This is a genomic window from Streptomyces sp. NPDC007346, from assembly GCF_040703535.1.
Classification (GTDB): domain Bacteria; phylum Actinomycetota; class Actinomycetes; order Streptomycetales; family Streptomycetaceae; genus Streptomyces.
This window is the reverse complement of record NZ_JBEYKR010000035.1, coordinates 1-19,267: the sequence shown is the minus strand read 5'-3', so window position 1 is coordinate 19,267 and position 19,267 is coordinate 1. Positions and strand designations below refer to the sequence as shown.

Below are 19,267 nucleotides of genomic sequence, written 5' to 3'. Positions count from 1 at the left end.
GACCGGACCGGACCCGGGCGCGACCGGCCGGTTACGACCGAGTAGTTAACACAGCGCCGGATTTCCCGTGAACGAGCGCGGGGAAAGCTCTCCGCGTACTTCCCGGTACGCAGTCGGACCCGGCCCGCACACCTTCCCGGTGCGTCCGAAACACGCACGAAACACCCGCGACCCATCCATTCGAGTGCCATTCGAGTGAACGCGGACAGGAGCGGCCATGCCCACAGCCCGTCAGCGGACAGCTGAGCAGCTACAAAGGACAGATCCCCATCTTCGCGGCACGCGCGGTCGGTCCTCCGCGTCCGTGCCGTCCCCCGTGCACGCCGAGCTCCTCCAGCCCCCAGGTGATTCCATGATCGGTCGTATTCCCGTCCTGGACGTCCGTCCTCTCGTCGACTGCGGCAGACGGCCGGCGAAGGCCGTCGTCGGTGAGACCTTCCAGGTCACCGCCACCGTCTTCCGCGAAGGCCATGACGCGGTGGCGGCCAATGTCGTCCTGCGCGATCCCAGCGGACGGGTCGGACCGTGGACCCCGATGCGGGAGCTGGCCCCCGGCACGGACCGGTGGGGCGCGGAGATCACCCCGCACTCCGAGGGCCGCTGGACGTACACGGTGGAGGCGTGGAGCGATCCGGTCGCCACCTGGCGCCACCACGCCGCGATCAAGATCCCGGCCGGCATCGACACCGACCTGGTGCTGGCGGAGGGCGCGGCCCTGCTGGAGCGGGCCGCCGCCGGCGTGCCGAAGAAGAACGGGCGCGAGGCCGTGCTCGCGGCGGTGGACGCGCTGCGCGACACGGCCCACCCGCCGGCCGCCCGGCTGACCGCCGCCCTCACCCCGGCCGCCGAGGCGGTCCTGGCCCGCCACCCGCTGCGCGAACTGGTCACCCGGTCCAAGCCGCTGGCGGTGCGGGTGGAGCGCGAGCGGGCGCTGTACGGGTCGTGGTACGAGCTGTTCCCGCGCTCGGAGGGGGCGCGGCGGGAGCCGGTGGACCCGGGCGACACCGCGCCGGACGCGCCGACGCGGCTGGTCAGCGGCACGTTCCGGACGGCGGCCGAGCGGCTGCCCGCGGTCGCGGCCATGGGGTTCGATGTCGTGTACCTGCCCCCGATCCACCCCATCGGGACCACCCACCGCAAGGGCCCGGACAACTCCCTGACGGCCGGTGAGCACGATCCGGGCGTGCCGTGGGCGATCGGTTCGCCGGAGGGCGGGCACGACGCGGTCCACCCGGAGCTGGGCACGCTGGAGGACTTCGACCACTTCGTGGAGGTGGCCCGCAATCTGCGGATGGAGATCGCGCTGGACTTCGCGCTCCAGTGCTCGCCGGACCACCCGTGGGTCAAGGACCACCCGGACTGGTTCCACCACCGCCCCGACGGCTCGATCGCCTACGCCGAGAACCCGCCGAAGAAGTACCAGGACATCTACCCGATCGCCTTCGACAAGGACATGCGCGGCCTGGTGGCGGAGACCGTACGCGTCCTGCGCTTCTGGATGGACCGCGGCGTACGCATCTTCCGGGTCGACAACCCGCACACCAAGCCGGTGGTCTTCTGGGAGAAGGTCATCGCCGACGTCAACGGCACCGACCCCGACGTGATCTTCCTGGCGGAGGCGTTCACCCGCCCGGCGATGATGCACACCCTGGGCGCGGTCGGGTTCCAGCAGTCGTACACGTACTTCACCTGGCGCGACACCAAGCAGGAGCTGACCGAGTACGTCACGGAGCTGTCCGGCGAGGCCGCCTCGTACATGCGGCCGAACTTCTTCGTGAACACCCCGGACATCCTGCCGGGCCACCTCCAGCACGGCGGGCGGCCGGCCTTCGAGGCGCGTGCCGTGCTCGCCGCCACCCTCTCCCCGTCGTGGGGCCTCTACGCGGGATTCGAGCTGTGCGAGAACACTCCGGCCAAGCCGGGGAGCGAGGAGTACCTGCACTCGGAGAAGTACGAACTGCGCCCGAGGGACTGGGAGTCGGCGGAGCGCGAGGGCCGCACGCTGACGCCCCTGATCACCTCGCTGAACCGGATCCGACGACGTAACCCCGCGCTCCAGCAACTGCGAGACGTCCACTTCCACCACGCCGACAACGAGTCGCTGATCGTCTACAGCAAACGTTCCGGCTCGAACACCGTTCTGGTGGTCGTGAACCTCGACCCTCACCACACCCAGGAGGCCACGGTCTCGTTGGACATGGAGCGGCTCGGCCTTCAGGGGCACGAGCGCGTACCGGTGCGCGACGAGCTCACCGGCGACACCTATCACTGGGGCAGGGCCTTCTATGTGCGCCTGAAGCCGGGCACCACGCCCGCGCACATCGCCGTCCTGCGACCGTCCCCGCCGACCGGAGGGTCACCCACACCATGATCGTCAATGAGCCTGTCCACGACACGTTCGAGGACACTCCCGCCAAGGACCGTGATCCCGACTGGTTCAAGCGAGCCGTCTTCTACGAGGTGCTCGTCCGGTCCTTCCAGGACTCCAACGGCGACGGAATCGGCGACCTCAAGGGCATCACCGCCAAACTGGACTACCTCCAGTGGCTCGGTGTCGACTGCCTCTGGCTGCCGCCGTTCTTCAAGTCGCCGCTGCGCGACGGCGGTTACGACGTCTCCGACTACACCGCCGTGCTGCCGGAGTTCGGCGACCTCGCCGACTTCGTGGAGTTCGTGGACGCCTCGCACCAGCGGGGCATGCGCGTCATCATCGACTTCGTCATGAACCACACGAGCGATCAGCACGAGTGGTTCCAGCAGTCCCGCACCGACCCGGAGGGGCCGTACGGGGACTACTACATCTGGGCGGACGACGACAAGCAGTTCCAGGACGCCCGGATCATCTTCGTCGACACCGAGACGTCCAACTGGACCTTCGACCCGGTGCGCAAGCAGTACTACTGGCACCGCTTCTTCTCCCACCAGCCGGACCTCAACTACGAGAACCCGGCGGTGCAGGAGGAGATCCTCGCGGCCCTGCGCTTCTGGCTCGACCTGGGCATCGACGGCTTCCGGGTCGACGCGGTGCCCTACCTCTACCAGCGCGAGGGCACCAACTGCGAGAACCTCCCCGAGACCCACCACTTCCTCAAGCGGGTCCGCAAGGAGATCGACGCCAACTACCCGGACACGGTGCTCCTCGCCGAGGCCAACCAGTGGCCGGAGGACGTCGTCGACTACTTCGGCGACTTCGAGGCGGGCGGGGACGAGTGCCACATGGCGTTCCACTTCCCCGTCATGCCGCGCATCTTCATGGCGGTGCGCCGCGAGAGCCGCTACCCCGTCTCGGAGATCCTGGCGAAGACCCCGGCGATCCCGAAGAACTGCCAGTGGGGCATCTTCCTGCGCAACCACGACGAGCTGACCCTCGAGATGGTCACGGACGAAGAGCGCGACTACATGTACGCGGAGTACGCCAAGGACCCGCGGATGCGCGCCAACATCGGCATCCGCCGCCGCCTGGCCCCGCTGCTGGACAACGACCGCAACCAGATCGAGCTGTTCACCGCGCTGCTGCTGTCGCTGCCCGGCTCCCCGATCCTCTACTACGGGGACGAGATCGGGATGGGCGACAACATCTGGCTGGGCGACCGGGACGCGGTGCGCACCCCGATGCAGTGGACGCCCGACCGCAACGCCGGCTTCTCCTCCAGCGATCCGGGGCGGCTCTACCTCCCCACGATCATGGACCCGGTCTACGGCTACCAGGTCACCAACGTCGAGGCGTCGATGGCCTCGCCGTCCTCGCTGCTGCACTGGACCCGGCGGATGATCGAGATCCGCAAGCAGAACCCGGCCTTCGGGCTGGGTGAGTACACCGAGCTGCCGTCCTCCAACCCGGCGGTGCTGGCGTTCACCCGCGAGTACAAGGACGACCTCGTCCTGTGCGTGCACAACTTCTCGCGGTTCGCACAGCCCACGGAGCTGGACCTGCGATCGTTCAACGGACGCCATCCGGTGGAGCTGATCGGCGGGGTGCGCTTCCCGGCCATCGGCCAGTGGCCCTACCTGCTGACCCTTGCGGGACACGGCTTCTACTGGTTCCGGCTGCGCAAGGACGCGCCGCCGGCCTGACGGCGACGGCGCCTGGTGCGGGACGGTTTCCGCCGTCCCGCACGGGGCACTTGGACCGAGACGGAAGGCCGGGGGCCCTCATGGCTCCGCCGCCTTCGGCCTTCGAGGTTCCGCCGTTCGAGTCCGTACGGACCTTCCTCTCCCGACACGTCCCGCACAGCCGGACAGCCATTGCCGCAATCCGGGACACTCTTCGCATCCTGTGGTGTGCCCGGGGAAAGGACGCGATGCCATGTCGGAGGCTGCATCCACTCACGTCGCCCTGGCGAAGAGCACGAGGAACAGCGCAACCCCGAGCAGTACGCGGGACGGAGCCCTGCTGCCGTCCCTCGCCCCGCTGCTCCATGAATGGCTGCCCCGGCAGCGGTGGTTCGCCGGCAAGGGCCGGCCGGTCACCGGTTTCGCCCTGGTCTCCGCCACCGAGATGCTGCCGCTGGACGGCACCGCGGGGCCGGGCCTGCTCCACCTGCTGGTCCGGGTCCAGCAGCCGTCGCAGCCGGCTCGTACGGCCGACGACTGCTACCAGGTGCTGATCGGCGTACGGAGTTCGCTGCCGGCCACCCTCGCCGGCGCGCTGATCGGCCGGGTGGAGCGGGGCCCGCTGGCCGGGCGGACGGTCTACGACGCACTGCACGATCCACGCCTGGCCGACCTTCTGCTGGAACGATTCCGCCGGCCGGGCGCCCTCGGCTCCCTCCGCTTCGAGCGGGCCGCCGCGATCCCGGCCGGGCTGGCGCCCCGGGTCCTGGACGCCGAGCAGTCCAACTCCTCGCTCGTCTACGGCGACGCGTACATCCTCAAGATCTTCCGCCGGGTCTTCCCGGGCACCAACCCTGATCTGGAGCTGCCGCTCGCCCTGGCCCGCGAGGGGTGCGAACGGGTGCCGGCCCCGGTCGCCTGGTTCGAGGCCCCCGGCCCCGAACCGCTCACCCTCGGCGTGCTCCAGCCCTTCCTGCACGGCGCCCGGGACGGCTGGCAGCTCGCCCTGACCGCACTCACGGCGGGCCGCGACTTCGTCCCCGAGGCGCGGGCGCTGGGCCGGGCCACCGCCGAGGTGCACACCGCGCTCGCCGCGGCCCTGCCCACCCCGGCCCTGCACGGCACGCAGACCCGGCAGCTGATCGCCCAGATGACCCAGCGCCTGGAGGCCGCCGCCCAGGCGGTGCCCGCCCTCACCCCGTACGTCCCCGCCCTGCGCACCACGTTCGAGGCCGTCACGGCGCTGGGCCACCGGGGCGGCGGCTGGGCGCAGCAGCGGGTCCACGGCGACCTCCACCTCGGCCAGGCGCTGCGCTCCCCCGACGGCTTCTGGTCGCTGATCGACTTCGAGGGCGAACCGGCCCGCCCGCTGGACGAGCGCCGCCGCCCGGCGCCCCCGGTGCGCGATGTGGCGGGCATGCTGCGCTCCTTCGACTACGCGGCCCGCTCGCACCGCCCGTGGAACCCCGAGTGGGCGGCCCGTTGCCGCGCCGCCTACTGCGAGGGGTACGCGCTCGCCTCGGGCACCGACCCGCGCGGCGAGCCGGAGCTGCTGCGCGCCCACGAGACCGACAAGGCGGTGTACGAGGTGGTGTACGAGGCCCGGCACCGCCCCGACTGGCTGCCGGTCCCGATGGCCGCCATCCAGCGCCTGGCCCAGTCCGCCGCGGCCTGAGCCCGTACTCCCGCCGTTCACCCCTCCACCCTCCGAACCCCCCGAGGAGGCCGTCCCTGTGACCGCCCGCAAGCCGTCCCGCAAGGCATCCCGCAAGACCACCGCCGCCGAGGCCGGCGCCGGCCCCCGTGCCGACGCCGTGAGCGTGGAGGCCGCGCAGGCGTCCGCGCCCACGCCCGTGCCCGCTGTCGCCACCGCTCCCGCCTCCGCTCCTCTCTCCGCTCCCCCTCCCGCCTCCCTCGAAGCCGAGGCCGGGGCCGACGTCACGGCCGAGGCCGAGACCGCCGCGCCGGGAGCCGCCGCCACGGCCACCAAGGCCGCACCCGCCAAGGCCGCCCCCGCCAAGCGCACCCGGCCCCGGCGTACGGACCCGGTCCCGCCGCGCCCCCGGCAGGGCGACGAGGGCCGGGGCGCCCGCCCGGCACCGGCCCTGGACGGCGCGGACCGCGGCCGGCTGCTGGCCGGTGACCACCACGCGCCGCACGACGTGCTCGGCGCCCGGCCGGTCCCGGGCGGTGTGCTGGTCCGGGCGCTGCGCCCGTTCGCCCGCTCGGTGACGGTGCTGGCCGAGGGGGTGCGGGCCGAACTCGACGACGACGGCGACGGGTTCTTCTCCGGGGTGCTGCCGGTGAAGGAGGTGCCCGTCTACCGCCTCCAGGTCGCGTACGACGACCACACCATCGAGGTGGACGACCCGTACCGCTTCTGGCCCTCGCTCGGCGAGCTCGATCTGCATCTGATCGGGGAGGGCCGCCACGAGGAGCTGTGGCGGGCGCTGGGCGCGGAGCCGATGGTCCACCAGGGGGTGGCCGGGACCCGGTTCACCGTGTGGGCGCCGAACGCGCGCGGGGTGCGGGTGACCGGTGACTTCACCTACTGGGACGGCACGGGTACGCCGATGCGTTCGCTCGGCTCGACCGGGGTGTGGGAGCTGTTCCTGCCCGGGGTCGGGGAGGGCGCGCTGTACAAGTACGACATCTGCCGCCCGGACGGTTCGCACACGGTACGGGCCGACCCGATGGCCCGGCACACCGAGGTGCCGCCCGCCACCGCGTCCGTCGTCACCGCCTCGCACCACGAGTGGCGGGACGCGGACTGGATGGCCCACCGGGGCGACCGCCCGGTCCACGAGGCCCCCTTCTCGGTGTACGAGGTCCATCTCGCCTCCTGGCGGCCAGGACTGACGTACCGTCAACTGGCCGACCAGCTCCCGGCGTACGTCAAGGACCTGGGCTTCACCCACGTCGAGCTGATGCCGGTCTCCGAGCACCCCTTCGGCGGCTCCTGGGGCTACCAGGTCACCGGGTTCTACGCACCGACCTCCCGCATGGGCACCCCGGACGACTTCCGGTTCCTGGTGGACGCCCTGCACCGGGCGGGCATCGGCGTCATCATGGACTGGGTTCCGGCCCATTTCCCGCGTGACGACTGGGCGTTGGCCGAGTTCGACGGGCGCGCCCTGTACGAGCACTCCGACCCGCGGCGGGCGGCGCACCCGGACTGGGGGACGCTGGAGTTCGACTACGGCCGCACCGAGGTGCGTAACTTCCTGGTCGCCAACGCCACGTACTGGTGCGAGGAGTTCCACATCGACGGGCTGCGGGTCGACGCCGTCGCCTCGATGCTCTACCTCGACTACTCCCGCGAGGACGGCCAGTGGTCGCCCAACGACCAGGGCGGGCGGGAGAACTGGGACGCGGTCGCCTTCCTCCAGGAGATGAACGCGACCGTCTACCGGCGCAATCCCGGGGTCGTCACCGTCGCCGAGGAATCCACCGCCTGGGACGGCGTCACCCGGCCCACCGACAGCGGCGGCCTGGGCTTCGGGCTCAAGTGGAACATGGGGTGGATGCACGACTCGCTGCTGTACGTGGCGAAGGAGCCGGTGCACCGCAAGTACCACCACGACGAGATGACGTTCTCGATGGTGTACGCGTACAGCGAGAACTACGTGCTGCCGATCTCGCACGACGAGGTGGTGCACGGCAAGCAGGCGCTGGTGGCGAAGATGCCCGGCGACTGGTGGCAGCAGCGCGCCAACCACCGCGCCTACCTGGGCTTCATGTGGGCCCACCCCGGCAAGCAACTCCTGTTCATGGGACAGGAGTTCGCCCAGGGCGCGGAGTGGTCGGAGGGCCACGGCCCGGACTGGTGGCTGCTGGACCCCTCCTACGAGGCCTCCGGGGACCACCGCGGGGTGCGGCACCTGGTGGGCGACCTGAACGCGGTGTACGGGGCGGTGCCCGCGCTGTGGCAGCGCGACACCGTGCCGGAGGGGTTCAGCTGGGTGGACGGCGGGGCGGCCGAGGACAACGTCTTCGCCTTCCTCCGCTACGACGCGGACGGCTCTCCGCTGCTGGCGGTCTCGCACTTCTCCCCGGTGGTCCGCCACGACTACCGCCTCGGGGTGCCGGAGACCGGGACCGAGGGCTGGGTGGAGGTCCTCAACACGGACGCGGAGCGGTACGGCGGCAGCGACGTACGCAACGAGGAGCCGCTGAAGGCCGAGGCGGTGCCCGCGCACGGCCGGCCGGCCAGCATCTCGCTGACGCTGCCGCCGCTGGCGACGGTGTGGTTCCGGCCCGCCTGAGCGGCTGAGGGGAAGCGCAAGGACACCCGTACCGGGGGATACGGGTGTCCTTGGGTGGGGGGTGTCGCGATGGTTCGAAGCGGTCGGTCAGACCGTGGCGGGCGCGGCCGCCGTCTCGCGCGGCTCGGGTACGTCACCGGGGTCGGCGGAGCCTTCGGAGGGGGCGTGGTCGTCGACCAGGGTCCGCTCGTCGAACGGGATCTGTCCGGCGAGGACCCGGCCGACGCGCTCCTTGTCGATCTCCTTGGTCCAGTGGCCGACCAGGACCGTGGCGACCGCGTTGCCCGCGAAGTTGGTCAGGGCGCGGGCCTCGCTCATGAAGCGGTCGATGCCGACGATCAGGCCGACCCCGTCGACGAGTTCGGGGCGGTGCGACTGGAGCCCGCCCGCGAGGGTCGCCAGGCCCGCGCCGGTCACGCCCGCCGCCCCCTTCGAGGCGATGATCATGAAGATGAGGAGCGAGATCTGCTCGCTCGCGCCCAGCGGGTCGCCCATCGCGTTGGCGATGAAGAGCGAGGACATCGTGAGGTAGATCGCGGTGCCGTCGAGGTTGAAGGAGTAGCCGGTCGGCACGGTGATGCCGACGACGGGCTTGCTGACGCCCAGGTGCTCCATCTTCGCGATGAGCCGCGGCAGCGCGGACTCGGAGGAGGAGGTGGAGAGGATGAGCAGGAACTCGCGGCCCAGGTACTTCAGCAGGGAGATCAGGTTCACCCCGGCGACCAGGCGCAGGATGGCGCCGAGCACCACGAAGACGAAGAGTCCGCAGGTGACGTAGAAGCCGACCATGATGATGGCGAGCGACTTCAGGGCGTCGAGTCCGGTCTCGCCGACCACCGCCGCGATGGCCCCGAACGCGCCGACCGGGGCGGCCCACATGATCATGGCGAGGATGCGGAAGACGAGCCGCTGGATGTGGGTGATGCCCCGGATGATCGGCTCGCCCGCCGAGCCCATCGCCTGGAGCGCGAAGCCCGCGAGCAGCGCGACCAGCAGGGTCTGGAGCACCTCGCCGGCCGTGAAGGCGGAGACGATGGTGGTCGGGATGATGCCGAGCAGGAAGTCCACGGTGGACTCGCTGGCGCCCGCCGCCTGCTTCTCCCCGGCGGCGCGGGCCGCCTCGGTGATGTGGAGGGTGGAGCCGGGCTCCAGGAAGTTGCCGACCAGCAGGCCGATGGCGAGGGCGACGGTCGACATGACCAGGAAGTAGCCCAGCGCCAGGCCGCCCACGGCGCCGACCTTGGCCGCCTTGCGGACCGAGCCCACGCCCAGCACGATCGTGCAGAAGATGATCGGCGAGATCATCATCTTGATCAGGTTCACGAAGCCGGCGCCGATGGGCTTGAGTTCGACGGCCACCCCGGGGGCCGTGAAGCCCACCAGGATGCCGAGCGCCACGGCGGCGATCACGGCGATGTAGAGGTAGTGGGTACGGTCCCGCTGTTTGGCTGCCACTGCCACGGTGGGCTCCTCGGCTCGGTCCTCGCGTGCACCCCCGTCCCTGGGGGCTCCGGTGACTATCCACCGCCCTGTGACCCCGGTCACCCTTGCGTTCATATCGTTCACGGGGCGGTCTCGGGCCACGGGGACCGGCCGGCCGCGGGGAGGCAGACTGGGGCCATGCGCCTCCCCCGTACCCGCCCCCGCAGCCTGGCCGGGCAGCTCTTCGCCATGCAGGTCGTGCTCATCGCCGCGGTGGTGGCCGGGTGCGCGGTCTTCGCGTACGTCTCCGGCTCGGCGCAGGCCGAGCGGACGGCGGCCCGGCAGGTGCGGGCGGCGGCGCTGGCGGTGGCCGACTCCCCGTCCGTACGCGAGGCGATCCTCACCCCGGACCCCTCCGCCGCACTCCAGCCGTACGCGGAGCGGGTGCGCCGGGACACCGGGATCGCCTTCGTCACGATCATGGACACCGAGCGGGTGCGCTGGACGCATCCGGACGCCTCGCTGATCGGCGAGACCTTCCTCGGCCACACCGAGGAGGCGCTCGCCGGGGCGACCTTCACCGAGACGTACACCGGCACGCTGGGCCCCTCGATACGGGTGGTGACCCCGGTCCGCGACGGGGAGGAGATCATCGGCCTGGTCAGTGCGGGCATCACGGTGGACCTGGTCTCCTCGCAGGTACGGGAGCAGCTGGGCGCCCTCGCGCTGGCGGCGGGCGGGGCGCTGGCGCTGGGCGGGATCGGCACGTACGTGATCAACGCCCGGCTGCGGCGCCACACCCACGGGATGAACGCGGCCGAGCTGAGCCGGCTGCACGACTACCACCAGGCCACCCTGCACGCGGTGCGCGAGGGGCTGCTGATGCTGGACGGGCAGCGGCGGATCGCGCTGATCAACGACGCGGGGCGGGAGCTGCTGGGGATCGACCCGGAGGCGCAGGCGCTGGGGCGGACCGTGGACGAGCTGGCGCTGCCCGCGCCGCTGACCGGGGCGCTGCTGGCCTCCGAGGCGCGGGTGGACGAGCTGCACCTGACGGCGGAGCGGGTGGTGGTGGTCAACACCCGTCCGGTGGTGGGCGGTGAGCGGCGCGGCACGGTGGTGACCCTGCGCGACCACACCGAGCTCCAGGCGCTCACCGGTGAGCTGGACTCGGAGCGCGGCTTCACCCAGGCACTGCGCTCGCAGGCCCACGAGGCGGCGAACCGGCTGCACACCGTGGTGTCGCTGATCGAGCTGGGGCGGGTGGAGGAGGCGGTGGAGTTCGCGACGGCGGAGCTGGAGCTGGCGCAGGTGCTGACCGACCGGGTGGTGGGCGCGGTGGAGGAGCCGGTGCTGGCCGCGCTGCTGCTGGGCAAGGCGGCCCAGGCGCACGAGCGCGGGGTGGAGCTGGAGCTGGCGCAGGACAGCCTGATCGACGACGGGGCGCTGCCGGACACGCTCGCCCAGCGGGACCTGGTGACGATCCTGGGCAATCTGATCGACAACGCGGTGGACGCGGCCTCGGAGGGGGACGGCTCCGGCTCCGCGGGGGCCGTGCCCGCGCAGCGTACGGCTGCGCAGGGAGCCGGGCGGGCCCGGGTCACCGTGACCGCGCTCGCCGGCGAGGGGGAGCTGCTGCTGCGGGTCTCGGACACCGGGCCGGGCATCGGGCCCGAGGAGGCGGACGAGGTGTTCCGGCGCGGCTGGTCGACGCACGGGGCGGGGCGCGGGCTCGGCCTCGCGCTGGTGCGGCAGGCCGCGCACCGCAACGGCGGGAGCGTGGAGCTGGACCGGGCGCCGGAGGGCGGGGCGCGGTTCACCGTACGGCTGCCGCTCGGGGGCCGTACGGCTGCCGCTCGCGCGAAGGAGGTCACCGCGTGATCCGGGTCCTGGTGGTCGAGGACGATCCGGTGGCCGCCGACGCGCACCAGATGTACGTGGAGCGGGTCGACGGCTTCACCGTGGCCGCGGTGGCCCACACCCGGGCGGAGGCCGTACGGGTGCTGGAGCGGACCCCGGTGGACCTGCTCCTGCTGGACCTGTACCTCCCCGACGGGCACGGGCTCGGGCTGCTGCGGTCGCTGCGGGCCGCCGGGCACGGGGCGGACGTGATCGCGGTGACCTCGGCGCGGGACCTCGCGGTGGTGCGGGAGGGGGTGTCGCTGGGGGTCGTGCAGTACGTCCTGAAGCCGTTCACGTACCCCACGCTGCGGGACCGGCTGGTGCGGTACGCGGAGTTCCGGGCGGCCGCCGGGGAGGCGAGCGGGCAGGAGGAGGTGGACCGGGCGCTGGGCGCGCTGCGGGTCGCCCATCCGGCCGCGCTGCCCAAGGGGCTGAGCGGGCCGACCCTGGAGGCGGTGACCCGGGTCCTGCGGGAGTCCGCGCAGGGGGTGACGGCGGCGGCGGCCGGGGAGCTGCTGGGGATCTCGCGGATCACCGCGCGCCGCTATCTGGAGCATCTGGTGGCCGTGGGGAGCGCGGCGCGGCGTCCGCATTATGGGCAGGTCGGCCGACCGGAGCTCCACTACCGCTGGCTGGCCGGCGGCCGGTGAGCCCTGTCGGCGGGCCCTGCCACAAGCGCTTGCCGCACAGGCCCACGGGGTGGTGGGGGGGCTTGCGCGGAGGCGGGAAGAAAGCGCTGGTGGGACGCGTGAATGCGTACCGCCCGCCCGGTTCGTGCTAGGAGGTTCCTACGAAGCGTGTTCCGCGGTGGACGGACCGTAGCCAGAAACGGAAAGGGATCCTACGGTGGGGCCGTGCACCCCACCCCGCCCTTCAACGCCCCCGCCGCGCGCCGACTCCGTGAGGCACTGGGGATGGCGCCCGGCCACGTCGCCTACGGCCTCGCCGCCCAGTACGGGCTCCGGGTCCCCGCCGAGACCGTCGTCGCCTGGGAGCGCGGTATCGCGACCCCCGGCGAACGCGAGCTGACCGCGCTCGCCGGAGTCCTCTGGTGCGCCCCCGGCGAGCTGCTGACCGCCGCCACCACCCTGCGCGAGCACCGCCTCTCCCGGGAGCTCTCCGTCGACGACCTGGCGCGGCAGCTCGGGATGACCGGGGCCTCGTACCAGCGGATGGAGGAGTCGGGGCGCTGGAAGGGCAACGAGCGCCAGTCCACCGCGCTGTGCCGGGCGCTGGACCTGACACCGGCGCAGTTCCTCACGGCGACGGGCCGCGACGAGGAGCTGGCCGAGCTGCTGACCAGCGCGCTCACCACGCGCTGGCAGGCGTACGTCCGCCCGGTGGCGAAGATCGTCCCGCTGGAGCGGGCCCATGTCCAGGACGTCCTGGAGCAGCTGCACGCCGACTACCAGGCCCTGATGGTCCCCACCCTGAGCTGGAGCGGCACGGGCCAGGAACGGTCCGCGGCGCCGGGCGACGCGGGACAGGCGTTCCTGGCCCGGGTGGTGGACCAGTTCTGGCGGACCGCCGGGGTGTGACCCGCCGGGCGCGACGCGCGCCCCGCGCTCCCGCTCCACGGGTCTGGAAGACCGACTCCGGATCCAGAAGACGGATCTAGAAGACCGACTCCGCCTCGTACATCCGCTCCACCGGCACCGTCTTCAGCTGGGTGACCGCGTCCGCGAGCGGCACCATGGCGATGTCGTTGCCGCGCAGGGCGGTCATCCTGCCGAAGTCCCCGCGGTGCACGGCCTCCACCGCGTTCCAGCCGAAGCGGGTGGCGAGGACCCGGTCGTACGCGGTGGGCGTGCCGCCGCGCTGGACATGGCCGAGAATGACCGGCCGGGCCTCCTTGCCGAGCCGGGTCTCCAGCTCGACGGCGAGGCGGTTGCCGATGCCCTGGAAGCGCTCGTGGCCGTACTGGTCGATGGCGCCCTTGGCGTACGGCATGGAGCCCTCGGCCGGGTGCGCGCCCTCGGCGACGCAGATGACGGCGAACTTCTTGCCGCGGGCGAACCGCTCCTCGACCATCTTGACCAGGTCGTCGACCTGGAAGGGGCGCTCGGGCAGGCAGATGCCGTGGGCGCCGCCGGCCATCCCGGACTCCAGCGCGATCCAGCCCGCGTGGCGGCCCATGACCTCGACGACCATCACCCGCTGGTGGGACTCGGCGGTGGTCTTGAGGCGGTCTATGGCCTCGGTCGCGACGCCGACGGCCGTGTCGAAGCCGAAGGTCCGGTCGGTGGCGGAGATGTCGTTGTCGATGGTCTTCGGCACACCGACGACGGGCATGCCCGCGTCGGAGAGCATCCGGGCCGCGGTGAGCGTGCCCTCGCCGCCGATCGGGATGAGCGCGTCGATGTCGTAACGGCGGGCCAGCTCCTCGCAGTTCTCGGCGGCCTCGCGCAGCCGGTCGCGCTCCAGGCGGGCCGAGCCGAGGATGGTGCCGCCACGGGCGAGGATGCCGCTGACCGCGTTGAGGTCGAGGGGGCGGAAGTGGCCGTCGAGCAGCCCCTTGAAGCCGTCCTCGAAGCCGATGACCTCGTCGCCGTGGCCCACCACCGCCCGGTGGACGACCGACCGGATCACTGCGTTCAGGCCGGGGCAGTCGCCGCCCGCGGTGAGAATTCCGATGCGCATCGAGGTATGTCTCCTGCTCGTTAGTGCCGCGCTTCCCGGGGGCCGGCTCGAGACGGCCCCCGTGCCCTGAACCAGGTCGATTGTCCCATGCCCGGCACGGACCTCGCGCTTTTTGCCTGGCCGGGGGAGGGAAGGAGCGGGTAGGAGGGGGATGGGGAGCGGGACTTCCGCCGTGGAGGACCGGCCACCTCCGGCGGGCGGCATAGCGGCCCGCGCAGGTATCGTCAAGAGGCAATGCAGGCCAATGCCGCACCCCTCGGAACACCGGGGACAGCGCGGGGAGAACCCCCACGTCCTGGACGGACCGCGGGTCGCGGCACCGCACAACGACGGGAGAGCACGCGTGGCGCGCAGCGTGTACGTGACCGGGATCGACCGGGGGGACGGCCGGCAGGTCGTCGAGCTGGGAGTCATGGAGCTACTGACGCGTCAGGTGGACCGGGTCGGGGTCTTCCGTCCGCTGGTCCACGACGGGCCCGACCGGCTCTACGAGCTGCTGCGGGCCCGCTACCGGCTCTCCCAGAGCCCCGCTTCGGTCTACGGCCTGGACTACCACCAGGCCTCCACCGTGCAGGCGGAGAAGGGGACCGACGAGCTGGTCTCGCTGCTCGTCGAGCGCTTCCACCAGGTGGCCCGGGAGTACGAGGTGGTCCTCGTGCTCGGCAGCGACTTCGCCGACACCCAGCTCCCCGACGAGCTGGCGCTCAACGCCCGCCTGGCCAACGAGTTCGGCGCCTCGGTGATCGCGGTCGTCGGCGGCAAGGGCCAGACCGCGGAGTCCGTGCGCGCCGAGACCCGCAACGCCTACCGCGCCTACGCCGGGCTCGGCTGCGACGTCCTGGCGGTGGTGGTGAACCGGGTCGCCCCCGAGGACCGCGCGGTGATAGCGGAGCGGCTGGCGGCCCGGCTGCCGGTGCCCGTCTCCGTACTGCCGGACGACCCGGCGCTCTCCGCCCCGACGGTCGCCCAGATCACCGCGGCCCTGGACGGTACGGTGCTGCTCGGCGACGACTCGGGGCTCGCCCGCGACGCGCTGGACTTCGTCTTCGGCGGGGCGATGCTGCCCAACCTGCTGAACGCGCTGACCCCCGGCTGCATGGTCGTGACGCCCGGGGACCGCTCGGACCTGGTGGTGGGTTCGCTGGCCGCGCACAGCGCCGGCACCCCGCCCATCGCGGGCATCCTGCTGACCCTGAACGAGCGCCCCGGCGAGGAGATACTCACGCTGGCCGCCCGGCTCGCACCGGGGACCCCGGTCGTCTCGGTGGCCGGCGGCTCCTTCCCCACGGCGGCGGAACTCTTCACCCTGGAAGGGAAGTTGAACGCGGCGACGCCCCGCAAGGCGGAGACCGCGCTCGGCCTCTTCGAGCGACATGTCGACACCGGCGCCCTGCTGGAGCGGATCTCGGTGGCCCGCAGCGGCCGGGTCACCCCGATGATGTTCGAGCACGAGCTGCTGGAGCAGGCCCGCTCCGACCGCAAGCGCGTGGTCCTGCCCGAGGGCACCGAGGAGCGGGTGCTGCGCGCGGCCGACGTCCTGCTGCGCCGCGACGTCTGCGACCTCACCCTCCTCGGCGACGTGGACACGATCCGCAAGAAGGCCGCCGACCTCGGCATCGACCTCGCCGAGACCCAGATCGTCGACCCGCAGACCTCCGAGCTGCGCCAGGCCTTCGCCGAGCGGTACGCGCAACTGCGCGCGCACCGCGGGGTGACGGTGGAGCTGGCGTACGACGTGGTGGCGGACGTGAACTACTTCGGCACGCTGATGGTGCAGGAGGGGCTGGCCGACGGGATGGTCTCCGGTTCGGTGCACTCCACGGCGGCCACCATCCGCCCGGCGTTCGAGATCATCAAGACGAAGCCGGACGCCTCGATCGTCTCCTCCGTCTTCTTCATGTGCCTGGCCGACAAGGTGCTCGTCTACGGCGACTGCGCGGTCAACCCGGACCCGAACGCCGAGCAGCTCGCGGACATCGCGGTGCAGTCGGCGGTGACGGCGGCCCGCTTCGGCGTCGAGCCCCGGATCGCGATGCTGTCGTACTCCACCGGGACCTCCGGCTCCGGCGCCGACGTGGACAAGGTGCGCGAGGCGACCGAGCGGGTGCGGGCCGAGCGGCCCGAGCTGCGGGTGGAGGGGCCGATCCAGTACGACGCGGCCGTCGAGCCGTCCGTCGCGGCGACGAAGCTGCCGGGGTCGAAGGTGGCCGGGCAGGCCACCGTGCTGATCTTCCCGGACCTCAACACCGGCAACAACACCTACAAGGCCGTGCAGCGCTCGGCGGGCGCGGTGGCGGTCGGCCCGGTGCTCCAGGGGCTGCGCAAGCCCGTCAACGACCTGTCCCGGGGCGCGCTCGTCCAGGACATCGTCAACACCGTGGCGATCACGGCGATCCAGGCGCAGGGCGAGGAGCGCCCCGCATGACGACGACCACTCCCTCCGGAAACGAAAGCACGGCAGCCCCTGTGGAACCGCACCGCGTCCTCGTCCTCAACTCCGGCTCCTCCTCGGTGAAGTACCAGCTGCTCGACATGCGCGACCGCTCGCGGCTCGCCTCCGGTCTGGTCGAGCGGATCGGCGAGGAGACCTCGCGCCTGGTGCACACCCCGCTGACCGGCGGCGGCGCCGAGCCCCGGGAGCGCGTCGGCCGCATACCGGACCACGAGGCGGCGCTGAAGGCGGCGGCCGAGGAGCTGACGGCGGACGGGCTCGGCCTGGACTCCCCCGAACTCGCCGCGATCGGCCACCGGGTGGTGCACGGCGGGCTGAAGTTCAGCGCGCCGACCGTGGTCACCGACGAGGTGCTGAAGGAGATCGAGCGCCTGGTCCCGGTCGCCCCGCTGCACAACCCGGCCAACATCACCGGCATCCGTACGGCGCGGGCGCTGCGCCCTGACCTGCCGCAGGTCGCGGTCTTCGACACGGCGTTCCACACGACGATGCCGGAGTCGGCCGCCCGGTACGCGATCGACGTGGAGACCGCCGACGCGCACCGCATCCGCCGCTACGGCTTCCACGGCACCTCGCACGCGTACGTCTCCCGCAGGACGGCCGAGCTGCTGGGCAAGGCGCCCGAGGACGTCAACGTCATCGTGCTGCACCTGGGCAACGGGGCCTCCGCCTCGGCGGTCGCGGGCGGGCGGTGCGTGGAGACCTCCATGGGACTGACCCCCTTGGAAGGGCTCGTGATGGGTACGCGCTCCGGGGACATCGATCCGGCGGTCACCTTCCACCTGAAGCGGGTGGCGGGCATGTCGGCCGACGAGATCGACGTCCTGCTGAACAAGAGGAGCGGGCTGGTCGGGCTCTGCGGCGACAACGACATGCGGGAGATCCGCCGCCGGGTGGACGAGGGCGACGAGAGGGCCGCGCTCGCCTTCGACATCTACGTCCACCGGCTGAAGAAGTACATCGGCGCGTACGCGGCGGTGCTCGGCCGGGTGGACGCGGTGGCGTTCACGGCGGGGGTCGGGGAGAACTCGGCCCCGGTGCGGGAGGCTGCCATCGCGGGCCTGGAGGAGTTCGGTCTCGCGGTGGACGCCGGCCTCAACGCCGTACGGTCCGGTGAGCCGCGGCTGATCTCGCCGGAGTACGCGCGGGTCGCGGTCGCCGTGGTGCCGACGGACGAGGAGCTGGAGATCGCCGACCAGACGTTCGCGCTCGTGGGCCGGCCGTAGCCCGTGGCCCGTTCATCGGGGCTCGGACGGGTCGACAACTGAGCACCCCCGCGCCCCTTTGTATCTTCCACCAGCCGGAATATTCCGCAGCGAAACAAACCGATAGGATCCGCCCTATGCGCCGTTCCAAAATCGTCTGCACCCTCGGTCCCGCCGTCGACTCCCATGAGCAGCTCGTCGCTCTGATCGAGGCCGGCATGAGCGTGGCCCGTTTCAACTTCAGTCACGGCTCCCACGAGGAACACCAGGGCCGGTACGACCGTGTCCGCAAGGCGGCCGCCGAGACCGGCCGCGCGATCGGCGTCCTCGCCGACCTCCAGGGCCCGAAGATCCGCCTGGCCAAGTTCGCCGAGGGCCCGGTCGAGCTGGTCCGCGGGGACGAGTTCACCATCACCTCCGAGGACGTCGCCGGCGACAAGTCGATCTGCGGCACGACCTACAAGGGTCTGCCCGGCGACGTCACCAAGGGCGACCCGATCCTGATCAACGACGGCAACGTCGAGCTGAAGGTCGTCGAGGTCGTCGGCCCCCGGGTCAAGACCATCGTCATCGAGGGCGGTGTCATCTCCGACCACAAGGGCATCAACCTGCCCGGCGCCGCGGTGAACGTCCCGGCCCTCTCCGAGAAGGACGTCGAGGACCTGCGCTTCGCCCTGCGGATGGGCTGCGACCTGGTCGCCCTCTCCTTCGTCCGGGACGCCGACGACGTCAAGGACGTGCACAAGGTGATGGACGAGGAGGGCCGCCGGGTCCCCGTCATCGCCAAGGTGGAGAAGCCGCAGGCGGTCGAGCACATGGAGGGCGTCGTCATGGCGTTCGACGGTGTGATGGTGGCCCGTGGCGACCTGGCGGTGGAGTACCCGCTGGAGAAGGTCCCGATGGTGCAGAAGCGCCTCATCGAGCTGTGCCGGCGCAACGCCAAGCCGGTGATCGTGGCGACCCAGATGATGGAGTCGATGATCACCAACTCGCGGCCGACCCGCGCCGAGGCGTCCGACGTCGCCAACGCGATCCTGGACGGCGCGGACGCGGTCATGCTGTCGGCCGAGTCGTCGGTGGGCGCGTACCCGATCGAGACGGTCAAGACGATGTCGAAGATCGTCGTCGCCGCCGAGGAGGAGCTGCTCTCCAAGGGCCTCCAGCCGCTGGTCCCGGGCAAGAAGCCCCGTACGCAGGGCGGTTCGGTGGCCCGTGCGGCCTGCGAGATCGCGGTAGACAGATCACGTTCAACTCGTTGCAGCCACCGCTGAATATCGTGAATGCAGTGCAGGCCCCCGACCCTCCCGCTGGAAACGATCAGTACGGCC

11 protein-coding genes and 1 pseudogene are annotated in these 19,267 nt (G+C 71.9%); 10 read left to right on the top strand and 2 right to left on the bottom strand.

Annotation, left to right across the window (positions count from 1 at the left end; genetic code table 11):
- Positions 1 to 352 precede the first annotated feature (352 nt).
- From AB0917_RS12490 to glgB, 4 genes are all read left to right on the top strand, one after another.
- Complete coding sequence (locus AB0917_RS12490; RefSeq protein WP_366819472.1) at positions 353 to 2,371, top strand: alpha-1,4-glucan--maltose-1-phosphate maltosyltransferase; 2,019 nt, start codon at positions 353 to 355, stop codon at positions 2,369 to 2,371.
- On the top strand, positions 2,368 to 4,074 hold the full coding sequence (gene treS / locus AB0917_RS12485; protein ID WP_366819471.1) for a maltose alpha-D-glucosyltransferase: 1,707 nt from the start codon (positions 2,368 to 2,370) through the stop codon (positions 4,072 to 4,074). The genes AB0917_RS12490 and treS overlap by 4 nt, the downstream gene beginning before the upstream one ends.
- 232 nt (positions 4,075 to 4,306) lie before the next feature.
- Entirely contained in the window at positions 4,307 to 5,728 is a 1,422-nt protein-coding gene (locus AB0917_RS12480; RefSeq protein ID WP_366819470.1) for a phosphotransferase, read from the top strand.
- A gap of 58 nt (positions 5,729 to 5,786) precedes the next feature.
- On the top strand, positions 5,787 to 8,318 hold the full coding sequence (gene glgB, locus AB0917_RS12475; RefSeq protein WP_366819469.1) for a 1,4-alpha-glucan branching enzyme: 2,532 nt from the start codon (positions 5,787 to 5,789) through the stop codon (positions 8,316 to 8,318).
- Positions 8,319 to 8,405: 87 nt separating this feature from the next.
- Here glgB and AB0917_RS12470 read toward each other — a convergent pair whose 3' ends face one another.
- A complete protein-coding gene (locus tag AB0917_RS12470; protein ID WP_366819468.1) occupies positions 8,406 to 9,779 on the bottom strand; it encodes a cation:dicarboxylase symporter family transporter in 1,374 nt (457 codons plus the stop codon).
- Positions 9,780 to 9,938: 159 nt separating this feature from the next.
- Here AB0917_RS12470 and AB0917_RS12465 point away from each other — a divergent pair, with 159 nt between their 5' ends.
- The 3 genes from AB0917_RS12465 to AB0917_RS12455 all read left to right on the top strand — a co-directional run bounded on the left by AB0917_RS12465 (position 9,939) and on the right by AB0917_RS12455 (position 13,180).
- Positions 9,939 to 11,621 carry a sensor histidine kinase gene (locus AB0917_RS12465; RefSeq protein WP_366819467.1) on the top strand — a complete coding sequence of 561 codons (1,683 nt, stop codon included), beginning with the start codon at positions 9,939 to 9,941 and terminating at the stop codon, positions 11,619 to 11,621.
- Positions 11,618 to 12,292, top strand: coding sequence for a response regulator (locus AB0917_RS12460; protein ID WP_366819466.1), 675 nt, complete (start codon positions 11,618 to 11,620; stop codon positions 12,290 to 12,292). The genes AB0917_RS12465 and AB0917_RS12460 overlap by 4 nt, the downstream gene beginning before the upstream one ends.
- A gap of 264 nt (positions 12,293 to 12,556) precedes the next feature.
- The gene (locus AB0917_RS12455) at positions 12,557 to 13,180 is read left to right on the top strand and encodes a helix-turn-helix transcriptional regulator (RefSeq protein WP_366819493.1); all 624 of its coding nucleotides are present in this window, start codon (positions 12,557 to 12,559) and stop codon (positions 13,178 to 13,180) included.
- A 76-nt stretch (positions 13,181 to 13,256) separates the two neighbouring features.
- Here AB0917_RS12455 and AB0917_RS12450 read toward each other — a convergent pair whose 3' ends face one another.
- Positions 13,257 to 14,282, bottom strand: a complete 1,026-nt coding sequence (locus AB0917_RS12450; RefSeq protein ID WP_366819465.1) for an ATP-dependent 6-phosphofructokinase — start codon at positions 14,280 to 14,282, stop codon at positions 13,257 to 13,259.
- Between the two features lie 343 nt (positions 14,283 to 14,625).
- Between AB0917_RS12450 and pta the strand changes: the two genes are divergently transcribed.
- From pta to pyk, 3 genes and pseudogenes are all read left to right on the top strand, one after another.
- Positions 14,626 to 16,707 carry a phosphate acetyltransferase gene (gene pta, locus AB0917_RS12445; protein ID WP_366819464.1) on the top strand — a complete coding sequence of 694 codons (2,082 nt, stop codon included), beginning with the start codon at positions 14,626 to 14,628 and terminating at the stop codon, positions 16,705 to 16,707.
- Between the two features lie 41 nt (positions 16,708 to 16,748).
- Positions 16,749 to 17,960 (top strand): acetate kinase, encoded by a 1,212-nt coding sequence (locus tag AB0917_RS12440; protein WP_366819492.1) that lies wholly within the window; start codon positions 16,749 to 16,751, stop codon positions 17,958 to 17,960.
- Between the two features lie 116 nt (positions 17,961 to 18,076).
- Positions 18,077 to 19,171, top strand: a pseudogene (gene pyk / locus AB0917_RS12435) (pyruvate kinase); the annotation flags it as partial.
- Positions 19,172 to 19,267 lie beyond the last annotated feature (96 nt).